This window comes from Serratia sp. H402Y (assembly GCF_051172415.1).
GTDB classification, from domain to species: Bacteria; Pseudomonadota; Gammaproteobacteria; order Enterobacterales; family Enterobacteriaceae; genus Serratia; species Serratia ureilytica.
The window spans coordinates 1,500,996-1,518,010 of record NZ_JBPIYZ010000001.1; the positions used below are offsets into that span (position 1 = coordinate 1,500,996).

General features: G+C 59.9%; 15 protein-coding genes. 10 read left to right on the forward strand and 5 right to left on the reverse strand.

All coding sequences use genetic code 11. The features are described from left to right. Nucleotides 1-19: 19 nt before the first annotated feature. The 4 genes from ACSBQS_RS07615 to ACSBQS_RS07630 are packed head-to-tail and all read right to left on the reverse strand — an operon-like array spanning nt 20 to nt 3,369. Nucleotides 20-649, reverse strand: a complete 630-nt coding sequence (locus ACSBQS_RS07615) for an N-carbamoylsarcosine amidohydrolase (RefSeq protein ID WP_197666561.1) — start codon at nt 647-649, stop codon at nt 20-22. Between the two features lie 9 nt (nt 650-658). Then, a complete protein-coding gene (locus ACSBQS_RS07620) occupies nt 659-1,411 on the reverse strand; it encodes a maleate cis-trans isomerase family protein (protein ID WP_016927838.1) in 753 nt (250 codons plus the stop codon). A 15-nt stretch (nt 1,412-1,426) separates the two neighbouring features. After that, complete coding sequence (locus ACSBQS_RS07625) at nt 1,427-2,221, reverse strand: alpha/beta fold hydrolase (protein ID WP_197666533.1); 795 nt, start codon at nt 2,219-2,221, stop codon at nt 1,427-1,429. Beyond that, nucleotides 2,218-3,369 carry an FAD-dependent monooxygenase gene (locus ACSBQS_RS07630; RefSeq protein WP_033633118.1) on the reverse strand — a complete coding sequence of 384 codons (1,152 nt, stop codon included), beginning with the start codon at nt 3,367-3,369 and terminating at the stop codon, nt 2,218-2,220. Before ACSBQS_RS07630 ends, ACSBQS_RS07625 begins: the two co-directional genes overlap by 4 nt. A 327-nt stretch (nt 3,370-3,696) precedes the next feature. On the opposite strand from ACSBQS_RS07630, the gene ACSBQS_RS07635 reads away from it, so the two are divergent. The 4 genes from ACSBQS_RS07635 (at nt 3,697) to ACSBQS_RS07650 (ending at nt 9,485) form a co-directional block, all read left to right on the forward strand. Next, complete coding sequence (locus ACSBQS_RS07635; RefSeq protein ID WP_197666532.1) at nt 3,697-4,755, forward strand: 2,5-dihydroxypyridine 5,6-dioxygenase; 1,059 nt, start codon at nt 3,697-3,699, stop codon at nt 4,753-4,755. A 66-nt stretch (nt 4,756-4,821) separates the two neighbouring features. Next, nucleotides 4,822-5,295 (forward strand): MarR family winged helix-turn-helix transcriptional regulator, encoded by a 474-nt coding sequence (locus ACSBQS_RS07640; protein ID WP_028128198.1) that lies wholly within the window; start codon nt 4,822-4,824, stop codon nt 5,293-5,295. Nucleotides 5,296-5,380: 85 nt separating this feature from the next. After that, the gene (locus tag ACSBQS_RS07645; RefSeq protein ID WP_434990136.1) at nt 5,381-5,923 is read left to right on the forward strand and encodes a (2Fe-2S)-binding protein; all 543 of its coding nucleotides are present in this window, start codon (nt 5,381-5,383) and stop codon (nt 5,921-5,923) included. Then, a complete protein-coding gene (locus ACSBQS_RS07650; RefSeq protein ID WP_434990138.1) occupies nt 5,916-9,485 on the forward strand; it encodes a molybdopterin cofactor-binding domain-containing protein in 3,570 nt (1,189 codons plus the stop codon). Before ACSBQS_RS07645 ends, ACSBQS_RS07650 begins: the two co-directional genes overlap by 8 nt. A 6-nt stretch (nt 9,486-9,491) precedes the next feature. Here the strand turns inward: ACSBQS_RS07650 and ACSBQS_RS07655 are convergent, their stop codons facing one another. Continuing rightward, a complete protein-coding gene (locus ACSBQS_RS07655) occupies nt 9,492-10,373 on the reverse strand; it encodes a LysR family transcriptional regulator (RefSeq protein WP_033642996.1) in 882 nt (293 codons plus the stop codon). Nucleotides 10,374-10,480: 107 nt separating this feature from the next. Between ACSBQS_RS07655 and ACSBQS_RS07660 the strand changes: the two genes are divergently transcribed. From ACSBQS_RS07660 to ACSBQS_RS07685, 6 genes are all read left to right on the forward strand, one after another. Beyond that, a complete protein-coding gene (locus ACSBQS_RS07660; RefSeq protein WP_033642997.1) occupies nt 10,481-11,224 on the forward strand; it encodes a sulfite exporter TauE/SafE family protein in 744 nt (247 codons plus the stop codon). 212 nt (nt 11,225-11,436) lie between these two features. After that, nucleotides 11,437-11,721 (forward strand): hypothetical protein, encoded by a 285-nt coding sequence (locus tag ACSBQS_RS07665; protein ID WP_161796309.1) that lies wholly within the window; start codon nt 11,437-11,439, stop codon nt 11,719-11,721. Between the two features lie 56 nt (nt 11,722-11,777). Beyond that, nucleotides 11,778-12,044 carry a hypothetical protein gene (locus ACSBQS_RS07670; RefSeq protein WP_047026332.1) on the forward strand — a complete coding sequence of 89 codons (267 nt, stop codon included), beginning with the start codon at nt 11,778-11,780 and terminating at the stop codon, nt 12,042-12,044. Nucleotides 12,045-12,105: 61 nt separating this feature from the next. Beyond that, nucleotides 12,106-13,377, forward strand: a complete 1,272-nt coding sequence (locus tag ACSBQS_RS07675) for a TcdA/TcdB catalytic glycosyltransferase domain-containing protein (RefSeq protein ID WP_434990141.1) — start codon at nt 12,106-12,108, stop codon at nt 13,375-13,377. A gap of 100 nt (nt 13,378-13,477) precedes the next feature. Continuing rightward, complete coding sequence (locus ACSBQS_RS07680) at nt 13,478-14,752, forward strand: HlyD family secretion protein (RefSeq protein ID WP_033642998.1); 1,275 nt, start codon at nt 13,478-13,480, stop codon at nt 14,750-14,752. Next, complete coding sequence (locus ACSBQS_RS07685; RefSeq protein ID WP_434990145.1) at nt 14,745-16,844, forward strand: peptidase domain-containing ABC transporter; 2,100 nt, start codon at nt 14,745-14,747, stop codon at nt 16,842-16,844. Before ACSBQS_RS07680 ends, ACSBQS_RS07685 begins: the two co-directional genes overlap by 8 nt. Nucleotides 16,845-17,015: the final 171 nt, after the last annotated feature.

Below are 17,015 nucleotides of genomic sequence, written 5' to 3' on the forward strand. Positions count from 1 at the left end.
TTGCAGGTGAATCGTTGACTCATAACCGGTTCAGGTAGTCGAGCGCCTCCTGTTTGTGCACCACATCGCCGTATTTGCTGTCGATGTCGAACAGGTTGGCTTCGTGCGGGCCGGGGTGACGATCGCCGACGCACTCGCGCACCACCATGGCGCGAAAGCCGTGCTGCACCGCATCCACCGCGCTGGCGCGGATGCAGCCGCTGGTGGAACAGCCGATCATCAGCAGCGTGTCGATCCCTTGCGCCACCAGCAGCGGCGCAAGCGCGGTGCCGAAGAAGGCGCTGGCGTATTGCTTGCTCAGCACCACCTCATCGGCCAGCGGCGCCACCGGCGGGCAGAACGCCGCCAGCGGGTTGCCCGCCACCATGTCCTTCATCACCGGCGCTTTTTTGACCCACAGGCCGCCATCGGCAAAATGGCCTGCATGATAGCGGATGTGGGTGTGGATCACAGGAATTCCCGTGCGGCGCGCACAGGCCAGCAGCTCGCGGCTTTCCTCGACCGCGCTCACCACGCCCGGCGCGAACAGCGGCGCGCCTTCGGTGGTGTAGGCCTGCATAAAGTCGATCGCCAGCAGCGCCGGGCGCCGGCCGAAGCCGAGGCGCTGACCCCAGACGCCGCGATAATTGTCGCTGAGGGTGTCGTTCATCATGCCTCCTCAATAGGCGCCGGACAGCAGGGCGCCGGCGCCGGGGACGATCGGCTCCAGCTCCAGCGCGGTCAGCATCGCGTAAGTGGTGGCGATGGCGGCGGTGATCACCGGTTTGCCGGTTTGGGCCTCCACCGTCGGAACGGCCGGCAGCGAAGGCATCTGCACGCAGGCGGACAGCACGATAGCATCGACCTCGCGTAAATCCATCTCGGCGACGATCCCCGGCAGCCTGGCCGGATCGTGCCGGCCGACGTCGAGGTTGTCCGGGATCTCCAGCGCGCGCCATACCTTGACCTCAATGCCTTCGTGCTGGATGTAGTCCACCACCAGCTGGGTCAGCGGTTTCATATAGGGCGCCACCAGCGCGATGCGTTTGGCGCCGATCACCTTCAGGCCGTTGACCAGCGCGCCGGCGCTGCTGATAACCGGCGCGGCGGCCTGATTGTCTTTCGTCACCTGCGCCAGCCGGGCCTGCGATTCGCGGTGGTAGCCCAGCCCCATTGCCATGATGGCCACCAGGCAGGCGTAGCCGAGCACGTCGACCCGCGCGTCGGAGAGTTCCAGCGCACAGCGATCGGACTCGGCGTCCATCGCCGCCAGCTCTTCTTTATTGACGTGTTTCATGCGCATGCGGCTGGAGTGAAAGGTGAAACGCTCCGGGCGTATCAGCTGGCGCGCGCCCAGCATCGCCGGGATCTCGGTTTCCATCGTGGTGTTGGAGCTGGGCACGATCTGGCCGATGCGGTAGTGGTTGCTCATGTCGGTGTTCCTCAGTTAATCCAGAAAATCGCCCAGGGCGCGGAAGAATCCGTCGAAATCGTCCCACGGGATCATGTGTCCGGCGTTCTCGACCTCGACGATGGCGATCTCCGGCTGCAGCGCGCGGATATCCGCCCGGTCTTCGGGCTGAATGACGCCGCCTTTGCCCGCGGCCATCAGCAGTGTCGGCATGGCCAGCAGCGGGTAGTCACGGTGGCTGTCCACCTGATGAAAATCGTCGTAGGCGCGTTGGATCGCCGGCTCGTAGCAGGTATGCAGCCACTCGGCGCGCAGCCGGCGTTGCTCCTCGCTCCAGGTCGGGCAGAAGGCGCGCATCTGCTCGGCGCTCATGCCCGGCAGCGACTGCCGGATAGAGTCGGCGTACCACGGCCATTGGCCGGGATAGGCGCGGCGGCCGGGGCCGGAAACCGGCGGGTCGACCAGCACCAGTCGCCGCACGCCGGCGGGCTGCAAAACGGCGGCGCGCAGGGCGAAGCGGGCGCCCATCGAATGGCCGAGCAGGGCGTAATTGGCCAGGTTCAGCGCGGCGGCGAAGGCATTGACGTCCTGCGCGCAGGTCTCTGCGTCATAAGCCAGTTCCGGGCCGCTGGACGACAGACCGCGGCCGCGTACGTCGAGTACGTAGACGTCGTATTTTTCTCCCAGCCGCTCGGCGACGAAGCCCCAGGTGATCGCCGGGCTGGTGATACCGGGGATCAGGATCAGCGCCGGGCCGTGGCCGCCGTAGCGCAGGTAATGTTGGCGAATGCCGTTGGCGTGAACGTGGGCGCCGTAGAGGAAGGTGCTCATGCGGCGTTCTCCGATTTCAGCGCTTGCGCGTACAGGTCGTAGCCGTAGACCCAGGCTGGATCTTCCTGAGTGCGCAGGAAGGTGTTGGCGTTGGACACCGCCTGCACCCTGGATGCGCGCTCCTTGCGGTTGGCTTCATACAGCTGGAAGGCGGTGCGGTAGTCGCCGAGGCCGGTTTCCTGCAGGCAGCGGGTCAGCATGGCGGCGTCTTCGATCGCCATCGCCGCGCCCTGCGCCATGTGCGGTTTCATCGGATGGCAGGCGTCGCCGAGCAGCACCAGACGGCCTTCGCTCCACAGCGGCAGCGGTTTGCGGTTCAGCAATGGCCATTTGGTGACCTGCTCGCTGGATTCGATCAGCGCCTGCACGATCGGGTGGTAACCGGCGAAGGTCTCGAACATTTCTTCGCGGCTGCTGTCGATGAAGCTGCCCTGGAAATCCCAGGCCGGGTGCGGCACGCCGCTCACGTAGTAATACTCGTCGCGCCGTTGGGTGGTGTAGTAGACCATCAGATGGCGATCCGCCGACCACCACTTCACGCAGTCTTCGAACGTCAGGTTGTATTTCGCCAGCTTCTCGCCGCGGATCAGCGCGCGGTGGGCCACCCAGCCGCTGTAGGTCGGCGCTTCCGCCCCCAGCAGATGTTCGCGGATGCGCGAATTGATGCCGTCGGCACCGATCACGATGTCGGCATGGGCCGAGGTGCCGTCGACGAAGTTCAGCACCACCTCGTCCCCGCGATCTTCAATCTTGCTCAGGCATTTGCCGAAATGCAGGGTGCCGGGCTGCAGCGCGGAAAGCTGCAACGCCTGGAGATCGCCGCGGTGCACCGTCACATAGGCGGCGCCGTACTCCTGGCGGGCGAAGGCGCCCAGTTCGATGCGCGACAGATAGTCGCCGCTCTCGGCATCGCGGCTGAACCAGAAATCGGGATGAGACGCCATCTGCTCCAGCCGCTGCTCAATGCCGAGCCGGCGGAAAATCTTCAGGACGTTCGGCCCCATGTGAATGCCGGCGCCGAGGCGCGAGAACGCCGGGCTCTGTTCATACAGATCGACGGTAAAGCCGGCTTTTTGCAGCAGCCCGGCGGCGGCGGCGCCCCCCAGCCCGGCGCCGACGACGGCGATGCGTGGTTGTTTGCTCATCATGTTTCCCCTGTCTGTTGGCTTTTTTCAGCGTAGGCCCAACGCGTGGCTGGACGATCGATTTATAGTGTATGCACTAGATAACGCAAAGTTGCAAAAGTGTTAAATCAGATCTTGCTCACGCTAATTGACGGCGCATTACTGTTAAACTCATGTTAATCACAGGATTGCAGAGGGATGAAATAGGACTTTCTTATGATGGATAGTCGCAACTTGCTTTCCTTTGCTTTTTTGACTTAGATAAAAACGAGTGTGTTCACTTTAAATTGTTTGAAAAATCACCGCCGCCTTGCGGGCGTCGGACACCCTTGACGAGACAGGAGACAGGCCATGGCGGTCAATGAAACCCAGTTGGTACAGCTGTTCGAGCAGGTGCTTACGCTGTCGAAGGTCGATGCTTCGCAGAGCGTGGCGATTTTGAAAAGCCATTATTCCGATGCGCGCACGGTGCGCGCCGCGACCGACGCGGCGCTGCGGCTGGGCGCCAGGGTGTATGCCGTCGAGCTGCCGGCGTTCAACCATCCGCGGGCGATGGGCAACGACATGACCGCCTATTGCGGCGATACCGCGCTGACCGGCAACCTGGCGGCGCAGCGTGCGCTGGAGGCCGCCGATCTGATCGTCGATACCATGATGCTGCTGCATTCGCCGGAGCAGGAGCAGATCCTGAAAACCGGCACTCGCATCCTGCTGGCGGTGGAGCCGCCGGAGGTGCTGGCGCGCATGTTGCCCAACGCGGAGGACAAGGCGCGGGTGCTGGCCGCCGCCGCCGTACTGGAGCAGGCGAAGCTGATGCAGGTGACCTCCGCCGCCGGCAGCGATTTCCGCGCGCCGCTCGGGCAATACCCGACGGTGACCGAGTACGGCTATGCCGATGAACCGGGGCGCTGGGATCACTGGCCGAGCGGTTTCCTGTTCACCTGGCCGAATGAGGAGCAGGCGGAGGGCGTGTTGGTGCTGGAGGTTGGCGATATCTTGCTGCCGTTCAAAAGCTATGCGCGCGAACGCATCACGCTGGAGATCGAACAAGGGTTCGTCACCCGCATTCACGGCGGTTTTGAGGCGGAATACCTGCGCGAATACATGAAATACTTCGACGATCCGAAGGTGTACGGCATCTCGCACATCGGCTGGGGTCTGCAGCCGCGCGCCCAGTGGACGGCGATGGGCCTGCACGACAAGAACGACGGCATGTGCATGGACGCGCGCGCGTTCTACGGCAACTTCCTGTTCTCCACCGGGCCGAACACCGAAGTGGGCGGCACGCGCAAAACGCCTTGCCATATGGATATCGCGCTGCGCCGCTGCGACATTCGCCTCGACGGGCAAACGGTGGTGGCGGACGGTGAAGTGGTGGCGCCGGAGGCGTCGCGCGTGCGCCGGGCGTAATCGTTGCTGCCAACGGCGGGGGTTTGTACTATTCTCGTGGATTCCATAGATGGTGAGAGTAACGCAATGACGCCCCCCGAATACCCGTCAGCCGTGAGCGGCCAACCCGAAAATTATCATTTTACCGAGCAAGTCGGGCACCTGCTGCGCAAGGTTTATCAGCGCCACGTGGCGATTTTCCAGCAAAACGTCGGCGATTCGCAGCTGACGGCGGTGCAGTTCATCACCCTGTGCGCGGTGCGCGATATGGGGCCGAGCTCGCTGACCGAGCTGGTGCAGGTGACGGCGGTGGATCAGGCCACCATCCGCGGCATCGTCGAACGGCTGAAGGCGCGCGATCTGATCACGGTGACGCCGGATCCGATCGATCGGCGCAAGGTGGTGGTCGGCCTCACCGACGCCGGCGGCGCGCTGCTGGCGGAAACGGTGCCGCAGGCGGCGAAAATCACAGAGCTGACGTTCGGTACGCTGAACCCGGCCGAACGGATAGCGCTGATATTCCTGCTGAATAAAATGCTGGAAGAACCTGCCACCGGCTGATTCGCCCGCGCAACGTCGGTTGCCTGGTGGTCGGCGGCGAGAGGCCAGCCCATAAGATCATCACGTGCAGGCGGAGACGCGAACAATGGCGATATCTGAAGTGCAATCGCCCAGGGACGGCGCGAAAACCACGCTGACGGAGCATCGGCTGATGCTGTCGGTGAACGGCGAACAGCTTCATGCGCAGGTGATGGCGGATACGCCGCTCTTGCTGGTACTGCGCAACGATCTGGCGCTCAATGGCCCGAAATACGGCTGCGGCCTGGGCGAATGCGGCGCGTGCACCGTGCTGATCGACGGCGTGGCGGCGCGCTCCTGCGTGATCCCGGCGCTCGGCGTGTCCGGCCGGGCGATCGTCACCCTGGAAGGCCTTGGCGATCGCCAGCGCCTGCACCCAGTGCAGCGTGCCTTTATCGAAGAGCAGGCGGCGCAATGCGGCTACTGCCTCAATGGCATGATCATGACCACCAAAGCCCTGTTGGATCGCAATCCCGCCCCGAGCGAGGCGGAGATCCGTCAAGCGCTGTCCGGCAACCTGTGCCGCTGTGGCACCCATCTCGAAATCCTGCGTGCGGTTCAGCGCGCCATCATTCTCTGCCGCGATGAGGACGCCCACGCCCATGACTGATTCCCGTGCCCCATCGCCGAGCCAGGCCGAATTGCTGCAGCGCGACGGCGTGCTGCTGATCGTCGACAGCGTGCAACCGCCGTCGGGGCCGGTGCCCAAAGGGCAAACGCCGGTGCTGAAGCCCAAAGAGCAGGGGCTGTTTATCGCCCTGTGCGGCAGCGGCGAAATCTATGCCTTTAACGGTCATGTCGATCTTGGCACCGGCGTGCGCACCGCGCTCGGGCAGATCGTCGCCGAAGAGCTGTACCTGCGCATGGATCAGGTGCAAATGGTGTTGGGCGATACCGAGCGCGCGCCGAATCAGGGCGCCACCATCGCCAGCGCCACGCTGCAGATCTCCGCCGTGCCGCTTCGCAACGCCGCCGCTGAAGCGCGCCGTTGGCTGTTGCGCCAGGCGGCGCAGCGCTTCGATGCGTCGGTGGAACAGCTGACGCTGGAGGAGGGCGTGATCCGCAGCCCGCAGGGGCAGGCGCTCAGCTACGCCGAGCTGGTGGCCGGCGACCATGTCGAACTGTCGATTTCCGGCGACGCGCCGCTGAAACCGCAGGCGGAGTATCGCCTGGTGGGCACCAGCGCCGCGCGCGTCGATATTCCGGCCAAGGCGACCGGCGAAACCACCTACGTACACGATATGCGCCTGCCGAACATGCTGCACGGCCGGGTGGTGCGGCCGCCCTATGCCGGTTACGACAGCGGCGAATTTGTCGGCACCAGCCTGCTGGCGGTGGACGAAACCTCGATCGCGCATATTCCCGGCATCGTCAAACTGGTGGTGATCGGCGATTTCATCGGCATTGTCGCCGAGCGCGAAGAGCAGGCGATCAAGGCGGCGCAGGCGCTGCAGGTCAGCTGGAAAGACTGGCGGCGCAATTTGCCGCAGATGACCGACGTGGCGCAGGCGCTGCGCGACAACCCGCATTCGACCCGGGTGGTGCACGATACCGGCGATGTGGACGCGGCGCTGGCGGCGGCCGACAGGCGTTTCACCCGCAGCTACCTGTGGCCGTATCAGCTGCATGCCTCGATTGGCCCTTCCTGCGCGCTGGCGGACTACCGGCCGGAGCGCCTGCAGGTCTGGTCAGGCAGCCAGAACCCGCACCTGCTGCGCGCCGATCTGGCCTGGCTGCTGGAATACCCGGAAGCGCAGATCGAGATCGTGCGCATGGAGGCGGCCGGTTGCTATGGCCGCAATTGCGCCGATGACGTCTGCGCCGACGCGGCGCTGCTGTCGCGCGCGGTGGGCAGGCCGGTGCGGGTGCAGCTGACCCGCGAACAAGAACATGTGTGGGAACCGAAGGGCACGGCGCAGCTGATGGAGGTGGACGGCGGGCTGGACGCCGCCGGGCACCCGGTCGCCTACGATTTTCGCACCTATTATCCTTCCAACGGCGCGCCGACGCTGGCGCTGTTGCTGACCGGCCGGGTCGAACCGCTGCCGGTGGCCTATGAAATGGGCGACCGCACCTCGGTGCCGCCATACGAATATCCGTCGCTGCGCGTCAGCATCGAGGACATGGCGCCGATCGTGCGCGCCTCCTGGATGCGCGGCGTTTCCGCCTTGCCCAATACCTTCGCTCACGAGTCTTATATCGATGAGCTGGCCCACGCCGCCGGCGTCGATCCGCTGGAGTACCGGCTGCGCTACATCCATGATGAACGCGCCAGTGAACTGATGCGCAGCACCGCAGAACGCGCCGGCTGGACGCCGCATACCGAACCGATGCAGACCCCGGCGGAAGACGGCGTGCTGCGCGGGCGCGGCTTTGCCTACGCCCGTTACATCCACAGCAAGTTTCCCGGCTTTGGCGCGGCCTGGGCCGCCTGGGTGGCCGACGTGGCGATCGACAAAGCCAGCGGTGAAGTGGCGGTAACGCGCATCGTGGTCGGCCACGACGCGGGCATGATGGTCAACCCGGACGGCGTGCGCCACCAAATTCACGGCAACGTATTGCAATCGACCAGCCGGGTATTGAAAGAGCGCGTGACCTTTGAGGAATCGACGGTCTCCGCCAAAGAGTGGGGGGCTTACCCGATCCTGACCTTCCCGGAGGTGCCGGAGGTGGACGTGGTGATGATGCCGCGCCCTTACGATCCGCCGCTGGGCGCCGGGGAGTCGGCATCGGTGCCCAGCGCGGCGGCCATCGCCAACGCGGTGTTCGACGCCACCGGCATTCGTTTTCGCGAGCTGCCGATCACCTCGGACAAGCTGCGAGAGGCGCTGAACGGGCCGGACGCCGAGCGGCAGGCCGCGCCGCCCAAGAAAAAGAAGCGCGGCAAATGGTGGTTCGGCGGCGCGGCGGGACTGTTCGGCGCCGTGCTGGGCATCGCCGGCAGCGCCTTGCCGTGGCGGGCGGAGATCGCGCCGGTGGCGACGCCCGGCGCCGGCACCTGGTCGGCCGCCACGCTGGAGCGCGGTCGTCAATTGGCCGCCGCCGGAGACTGCGCGGTTTGCCATACCGCGTCGGAAGGGGCGACCAACGCCGGCGGGTTGGCGATGGCGACGCCGTTCGGCACGCTCTACAGCACCAACATTACCCCGGACGTGGCAACTGGCATCGGCAACTGGTCGTTTACCGCATTCGATCGGGCGATGCGTCAGGGTATCGCCCGCGACGGCCGCCACCTCTATCCGGCATTTCCTTACACGGCATTCAGTAAAATGACCGACGGCGACATGCAGGCGCTGTACGCTTATCTGATGTCGCAACCGGCGGTGCGCCAGAGCAATCCGGCCAATCAGATGCGCTTCCCGTTTAACCTGCGGCCGCTGATGGCGGGCTGGAACGCGCTGTTCTTGCGCCAGGGGGAATATCAACCCGATCCGCAACAAAGCGCGCAGTGGAATCGCGGCGCCTATCTGGTCAACGGGCTCGGTCACTGCGCCGCCTGCCATTCGCCGCGCAATCTGCTGGGGGCGGAAAAGGGCGGCGCGGCTTTCCTGGCGGGGGGGATGGTGGACGGGTGGGAAGCGCCGGCGCTGAATCAATTGGCCAACGCGGACAAACCCTGGACCGAGGAACAGCTGTTTCAGTACTTCCGCAGCGGGCATTCCGCCGAGCACGGCGTGGCGGCCGGGCCGATGGGGCCGGTGGTCAGCGAACTGGCGACGTTGCCGCAGAGCGATCTGCGGGCGATGGCCAACTATGTGATGTCGCTGAGCGCCAAGGCGACGCTGAATGTGGAACCGCAGGCGCAGTTGGCGGCCCGCGCGTTGCCTGCGGGTCAACTGGCGGGCGAGCGGTTGTTTCAGGGCGCTTGCCAGGCCTGCCACAGCGCCGCCGCCGGCGGGCCGCAGCTGTTCGGCATCAGCCCGGATCTGGCCAATAACACCAATATCTTCAGCGATCGCCCCGATAACCTGATCAAGGTGATCCTGCAAGGGATCCCCAAACCGGCCACCGCCGAATTGGGCTTTATGCCGGGCTTTAAGGACAGCTTTTCCGATCGGCAGGTGACGGCGCTGGTGAATTATCTGCGCCAACGCTATGCCGGCGACAAACCGGCCTGGCGCGACGTGGAGGCTCAGGTGGCGCGGCTGCGCGCAGAGCCGGGCACGCACTGAGCCGCCTCAGGCTTGGCGCAGGAACGCCACCAGCCGCTGCGCCGGCAGCGGCAGCTGCGCCAGGTCACGCACCGCGATCGACAGGCGTCGGGTCGCCCACTCGTCTGTCAACGTCAGTGCGCTGTGCCGAATTTGCGGATGGCGTTGGGCGCTCTCTTCCGGCACCACCGCCAATCCGGCACCACGCAGCACCATGCGGCAGATGGCGTCGAAATGAGCCGCGCGCGCCCGCAGCCGCATCGGGCCGCCGCTGCGTATCGCCAGCTGTTCCAGATGCTGTTGCAGCGCACTCTCTTCCGGCAAGCCGATGAAATCAAAAGGCAGGGCGTCCGCAAAGCTGAGCGTGCGGCGGCCGCTGAGCGCATGCCCCGGCGGCAACGCCAGCACCAGACGATCCTGGCGAAAAGGGTAGCTTGCCAGCCCGCGCAGATCGGCGTGATCCGCCGCGATGCCGATATCCGCCGCCTGTTCAGCGATCGCCTGCGCGATGGCCGGGCTGGGCAGCTCCTCCAGTACGATATCGGTATGCGGGTGCAGCACCAGAAAATCCGCCAGCAGCTCCGGCAGAAAAGCGTCGGCGGCGACGGTATTGGCGACGATGCGCAGCCGGCTGCGCTGGCCCGGCGCGAACTCGGCCAGGTCGCCGCGCAACCGCTCACGCTGCTGCAAGAGCACTCGCGCGTGATGCAACAGGCGCTCACCGGCAGGCGTCGCCTGGACGCCGCGCGGATTGCGCGTCAGCAGCGCTACGCCGGCCTGTTGCTCCAGCCCGCGCATGCGGGCGCTGGCGGCGGCCAGCGACAGCCCAACGCGCTCGGCGCCGGCGGTGATGCTGCCGGTCTCGAGCACCGCCGCCAACAGCCGCAGATCGATAAAGTCAAAATGCATGCGTTTTCCCTCTGTCTTTGCCGCAGGCAGGCTCTGCCATTGCCGCATTGTGCCGCGCCATACCGCCGGCCACAATCGAGCCGTTGATTCGCCATAAGGATAGACGCATGTCGCTGACGCTACTCGAGATTATCGCCCTGACGGGCATTTTTACACTGGCCGGCACGGTCAAAGGAGCGATCGGTCTGGGGCTGCCGACCGTGTCGATGGGGCTGCTCAGCCTGATGATGCCGCCGGGTCAGGCCGCCGCGTTGCTGTTGCTGCCTTCGCTGATCACCAACCTGTGGCAGTTGCTGCGCGGGGCGCGGCTGGGGGCGCTGTGCCGCCGGCTCTGGCCGATGATGCTGTGCGTCACGCTTGGCACGGTGTTGAGCGCGGGGGCGCTCACTGCCGGCGACGGCCGCCTGGCGCCGCTGGCGCTGGGCGTGTGTCTGATCGGTTATGCGCTGCTGGGTTTTACCCGTTTCGACTGGCGCGTTTCCGCTGCGGCGGAACCCTGGTTGGGGCCGCTGTGCGGCCTGGTGACCGGTGCGCTGACCGGCGCCACCGGAGTGTTCGTCATTCCGGCGGTGCCTTACCTGAATGCGTTGGGCCTGGCGCGCGACGATCTGGTGCAGGCGCTGGGGCTGTCGTTCACCGTCTCGACGCTGGCGCTGGCCGCCGGTTTAGCCTGGCATCAGGCGCTGCCCGCCACGCTGCTCGGCGGTTCGCTGTTGGCGCTGTTGCCGGCGTTGGGCGGCATGTGGCTGGGGGAGAGGGTGCGCCGTCATTGTCGCCCGCAGCTGTTCCGCCGCCTCTTCTTTATTGGGCTATTAATCTTGGGCGTTGAGATTATTTGGCGATTCAATTAATTGAATCGATAGCATGTGCGTGTAATTAGGTTCGATATATTATTCTGGGGTTTATTTTAATATGATGATTTGCAATGTTTAGAACACACTTTTCTTATTGGTTTTTTTCATAAAATACAGGGTGGTTATGGATTGTTATTAGTGTGTTTTACATTTGCCACTACAGCTGTTTTTAATGACTGTAAAACCAGTAAACCCATAGGAGAGTATTTATGAAGGAAATTTTAAGTAGCCAATTCGATGCGGTGTCAGGTGGATGGCAGGATCGAGATGGGAGCGGCAAAAGATCGTCTGATAACGGAGGCTCTGGTGCTTCAGATCGTGGTGGAAATAACGGCGGTGACCGCGGGCCTCAGTCATTCTTGTCAAAAAACAGTCCTTATGGCAGTGGTTCCGGCGCCAGTGGTTTCTGGGGGAATGGCAGCTCTACAGGAAATGGTTATGGCGGCAATGGCACTGGGCCGAGAGAAACCAGAGAATCCGGAACCAAACGCTAATTAACAGCTGCAATCCCAGCACAGAAGTAACATTCTGTGCTTTTATGGGGTATATGATGAATAAATATGTTGTTTTTATAAAGAGCGATGAGTCAAGGGTACTGAGAAAGGAAGTGGTTACACGAGAAATAATTAAAGACATGAAGCGGAAGGGGTTCAGAAAGCATCATGTTGAAGTAGAAGCTGAGAACGAAAACGATGCTATTAACAAATTAAATAAGAACAGCAATGACTACCTAGACTCATTGAGAAATTTTTCTGGTGATTTATTGTTTTGTTCTATTTGTGTCATTGTTATGGTCATGGTTTATTTGTTTAACTGACCCATAATCCAGAGTTGAATCATTCGGATTTTTTTATACTATATTTTGCGTGGTGATTTAAATGAGCCATCAGATATTGGGTGTGGATTTATCAAAGATAGAAAAGCCATCCGTTCCAAATATCTTGCACTTTATATGGATTGGTGACTTAAATGAAGTAAATACTCATTATGTCGATATATGGAAAAAGACGAATAAAGATAAGCAGATATTCTTTTGGTATGACAAAGACGCTTCACTGTGTCATTTGCTAAACAATGCCATACGCGATTTCGTCAACGCCGAAAAAAATAAATTTAAGGTTGAATTGAAAATAAAAAATCACGCCTTTAATTATATATACCCAAAGATAATGGAGGGCTTTTCTTTTGATGAACTGATTGTTGAATTCTTAATTAAAAATGAAATTCCTTATCAGAAACCGCCAAAAGCGATTGAAGACGCATGGTTTGAAAGTAGAGGTTTTACAAAAAAATGTATAACGGAGCTTTTTTGCAATGGTTTCGATGATTTCATGAGATATTATTATTATGAGATTATATTAAGGTGTAATCTTGCCAGTGCAAGCGACATAGTCCGGCTTTTAATTATCTACCAATATGGCGGGACTTATGTAGATGTTGATACACTCCCATATACTGACAGCATATATCATGGATTAAATAAACATATAGAAGATGAGGGCATTATCGAGAGTAACTCGTTTCTATTATTTAAGACCGTGTGTTTTTTAAAAAAGACAAATTCAGAAGAGCTATGGCCTGCAGCAGTGATCGGCTGCGATGAAAATGAGTTAGGAGTAGATGCTGTTGGATTTGAAAAAATAAAACAGCTTGTCGAACAGGACCTCTCTGGTTTTTCTTTGGAGATGATACTGCCATTGGGTGAAACATACGTTCATAAAAATTTATTGGCGTTAGGATTACTCAGAAGATTTAAAGGTGTTTATTTTAATAATTTCATGTCTTCTCATCAAAAATCAAAAGCGATAAGGATCATCCTTAGAACCATGAAGAAAAGGTATCGCTTTTTGGAAAAAAGCAATTGCATATTTGATTGCTACGTTGATGACAAGCCCAAGTGTTATCTGACCAGACTTTTAACATGGAGAACCGAGTTAACAACAAGGGACTATTGTGTGACTCAGGTCTTAACTGGTCCGGGATTGATTGTCGAGGTTTTATTGGGGTTGGCTTATAAAGTATTCAATATTGAATATTCAGTTGAGCCACATGTTATAGCCGAGTACATGCAAAATGCTGATTTTGGAATTGCATTATTTCAACACAACATAGATACACCTGATGGCGTCTATTCCACATGGAGAAAATAAAAAATAGCTTTGGACGCAAGGTGGTTTAAGTTTCGATGGATTATTGCCAATCTAATAGCGTGTGAGTTTTGTCATTATATTTCACTAAGGGACGCTGCTCATGTTTCGCCAGGAAGCGATCGAGAATCAGAAAATGAAATGGCGTGGCAGGGCGCTCCTGCTACCCGGTATTCCCGTTTGGGGCACGACAGGGCTCTGCCTGTTTTTCTTCATCGCCTTTCTCACCTTCGCGATCGCCGGTACCTATACCCGGCGGGTCAACGTGACCGGCGAGATCAGCACTTATCCGCGCGCCGCCAACGTTTATTCCGCCGTCCAGGGGATAGTGGTCAAGCAATTCGTCACCGAAGGGCAGGTGATTGCCGCTGGTGCCCCCATTTACCAGATCGACGTCAGCAAGAGTACCCGTAGCGGTGTGATCAGCGACAACCAGCGCCGGGATATCGATGGCCAGCTGGCACGCATTGCGCAAATCATCAACCGACTGGAAAGCAGCAAGCAGGCCACGCTTATCATGCTGGAACAACAGAAGGCGCAATACACCGCCGCATTCACCCGTTCCACCGATATCCTCAAACGCGCCCAGGAAGGGATTCGCATCATGAAGGAAAACATGGAGAACTACCGGCACTATCAGACCAAAGGGCTGATCAATAAGGATCAGCTCACCAACCAGGTGGCGCTGTATTACCAGCAGCAGAACAACCTGCTGGGCCTGTCCGGCCAGAACGAACAGAATGCGCTGCAGATCACCGCGCTGGAAAGCCAGATCCATATCCAGGCTGCCGAATTCGACAACCAGATTTACCAGATGGAGCTGCAGCGCTACGAGCTGCAAAAGGAGCGGCAAAACATAGATGCCACTGGCGATATTATCGTTCGCGCGCTGGCCGGCGGCCGTATCGATTCGCTGAGCGTCACGGTTGGCCAAATGGTCAACGTCGGCGACAGTCTGCTGCAGATTATCCCGCAAAACATCGATCGCTATGCCCTGGTACTGTGGGTGCCCAACGACGCTATCCCCTACATCGTCGCCGGCGATAAGGTCAATGTGCGCTATGACGCTTTTCCGGCGGAGAAATTTGGCCAGTTTGCCGGTACGGTGGCCGTCATCTCCAAAGCCCCGGCCTCGCCGCAGGAAATGCTGACCTATCAGGGAGCGCCCAAAGCGGCGCTGACCGCCGCCGTGCCGTACTACAAAGTGATCGTCATGCCGGAGAAACAGGCCATTGCCTATGACGGTAAACGTCTGAGCCTGGAAAACGGCATGAAAGCGCAAAGCACCCTGTTTCTGGAAAAAAGGAAGATTTATCAATGGATGCTGTCGCCGTTCTACGACATGAAACACAGCGCGACGGGGCCAGTCAATGAGTAGGACCTCATTCAAACAACGGGTCAGCCAACTGGATCTGCGGTTGCGCCACCGGGTTTCGATGGTGCACCAGACCGAGTCGTCGGAATGCGGGCTGGCCTGTCTGGCGATGATCTGCGGTTATTACGGCAAAAATATCGACATGATCGCGCTGCGCCGGCAGTTCAACCTGTCAACCCGCGGTGCAACGCTGGTTGGACTGACCGGTATCGCCGAGCAATTGGGGTTGAGCACCCGTCCCCTGTCTCTGGATCTGGACGAACTCGGCGCGCTAAAACTGCCCTGCATTCTGCACTGGGAATTCAACCATTTTGTGGTGCTGGTCAGCGTCAAAGGCCACCGCGCAGTGCTGCATGATCCGGCGCGCGGGCGCCGGGCCGTCAGCCTGACGGAACTGTCGCACAGTTTCACCGGCGTAGCGCTTGAGGCCTGGCCCGGCAGCGCCTTTACCGCCGACAGCGTTCGCCATCGCATTCATCTTCGCACGCTGATCGGCAGCGTGCATGGCCTCAAGGGGGCGCTCGGCAAAATCTTTTGCCTGTCTCTGGTATTCGAAACCATCAACCTGGTGATGCCCATCGGCACGCAGCTGGTGATGGATCACGCTATTCCTGCCGGAGATCGTGGGTTACTGTCGCTCATCTGCGCCGGGTTGATGCTGTTTATCTTGTTGCGGGCTGCCATCGGCATGGTGCGGGCATGGTCAGGATTGGTCATGGCGACGCTTATCAACGTTCAGTGGCAGTCCGGGTTGTTCACCCATCTGCTGCGCCTGCCGCTCGGTTACTTTGAACGTCGTAAGCTGGGGGACATTCAGTCACGTTTCGGTTCACTGGATACGCTGCGCAGCACTTTCACCACCAGCATCGTCGGCGCCATCATGGACGGCATCATGGTGATCGGTGTGCTGGTGATGATGGCGCTGTATGGCGGCTGGCTGACCTGGGTAGTGCTCACTTTCACCGCGCTTTATGTGTTGATGCGGCTGCTGACCTATGGCTATTACCGCCAGCTGTCTGAGGAGGCGCTGGTGAGAGAGGCTCGGGCCGGCTCGTATTTTATGGAAACGCTGTACGGTATCGCTACCGTCAAGATGCAGGGCATGGCAGAACGCCGCATCGCTCACTGGCTAAACCTTGAAATCGACACCATCAACACGGGGATCCGCGTCACCCGAATGGACATGCTGTTTGGCGGGATCAACACCTTCATAGCGGCGTGTGACCAGATCGTCATTCTGTGGTTGGGAACCAGCCTGGTGATCGATAACCAGATGACCCTCGGCATGTTCGTGGCGTTCGGCGCCTTTCGGGGGCAGTTCTCCGACCGCATCGGGTCGCTGACGGAATTTTTGCTGCAGCTGCGCATGATGAGCCTGCATAACGAGCGCATTGCCGATATCGCCCTGCATCCGCGGGAGGAGCGTAAACCCGATCACCCTTACACGGCGGGCCTGCAACCTTTGGGATTGACGACCCATGCCCTGAGCTATCGTTACGACAGCCAGTCACCGGCTATCTTTGATGGCCTGGACATCAGCGTTGCGCCGGGCGAAAGCGTGGCCATCGTGGGCCCGTCCGGCGGCGGCAAAACCACGCTGATGAAGGTGTTGTGCGGACTGTTTACCCCGGCTTCAGGGCGGGTTGAGGTGAACGGCGTTGATATCCGGCAGCTCGGCATCAACAACTACCACAAAATGATTGCCTGCGTGATGCAGGACGACAAACTGTTCTCCGGCTCGATCCGGGAAAATATCTGCGGGTTCGCGGACGAGATGGATGATGCCTGGATGGAAGCCTGTGTCCGTGCCAGCTATCTGCATGAGGTGATCATGCGCATGCCGATGGGGTATGAAACCCCGATCGGCGAGTTGGGGGAGGGATTGTCCGGCGGGCAAAAACAACGGCTATTCATAGCCCGGGCAATCTACAAGAAACCGGCTATTTTGTTCCTGGATGAGGCCACCAGTGCACTGGATAAGGAGAGCGAAGCTGCCGTGAATCAGGCAATTAAGAGACTCAATATCACTAAGCTGATCATTGCCCACCGTGAAACGACCATTGCGTCGGCAGATCGGGTTATCCATCTTGGATAAGGGGGGATATCACCTGCGCCACAAGCCATTTACATTGCTTTTCTCCCTAAAAACCCAATAAGTGGCGATGGGGCAAGGCTATTTTTGCTGCTCGCTTCCGCTTTCAATTTACGGCGCGGCGCATTGCGCGATATTCTGGTTTTCTGATGGGCTAACGGCGGATGAGGGAAC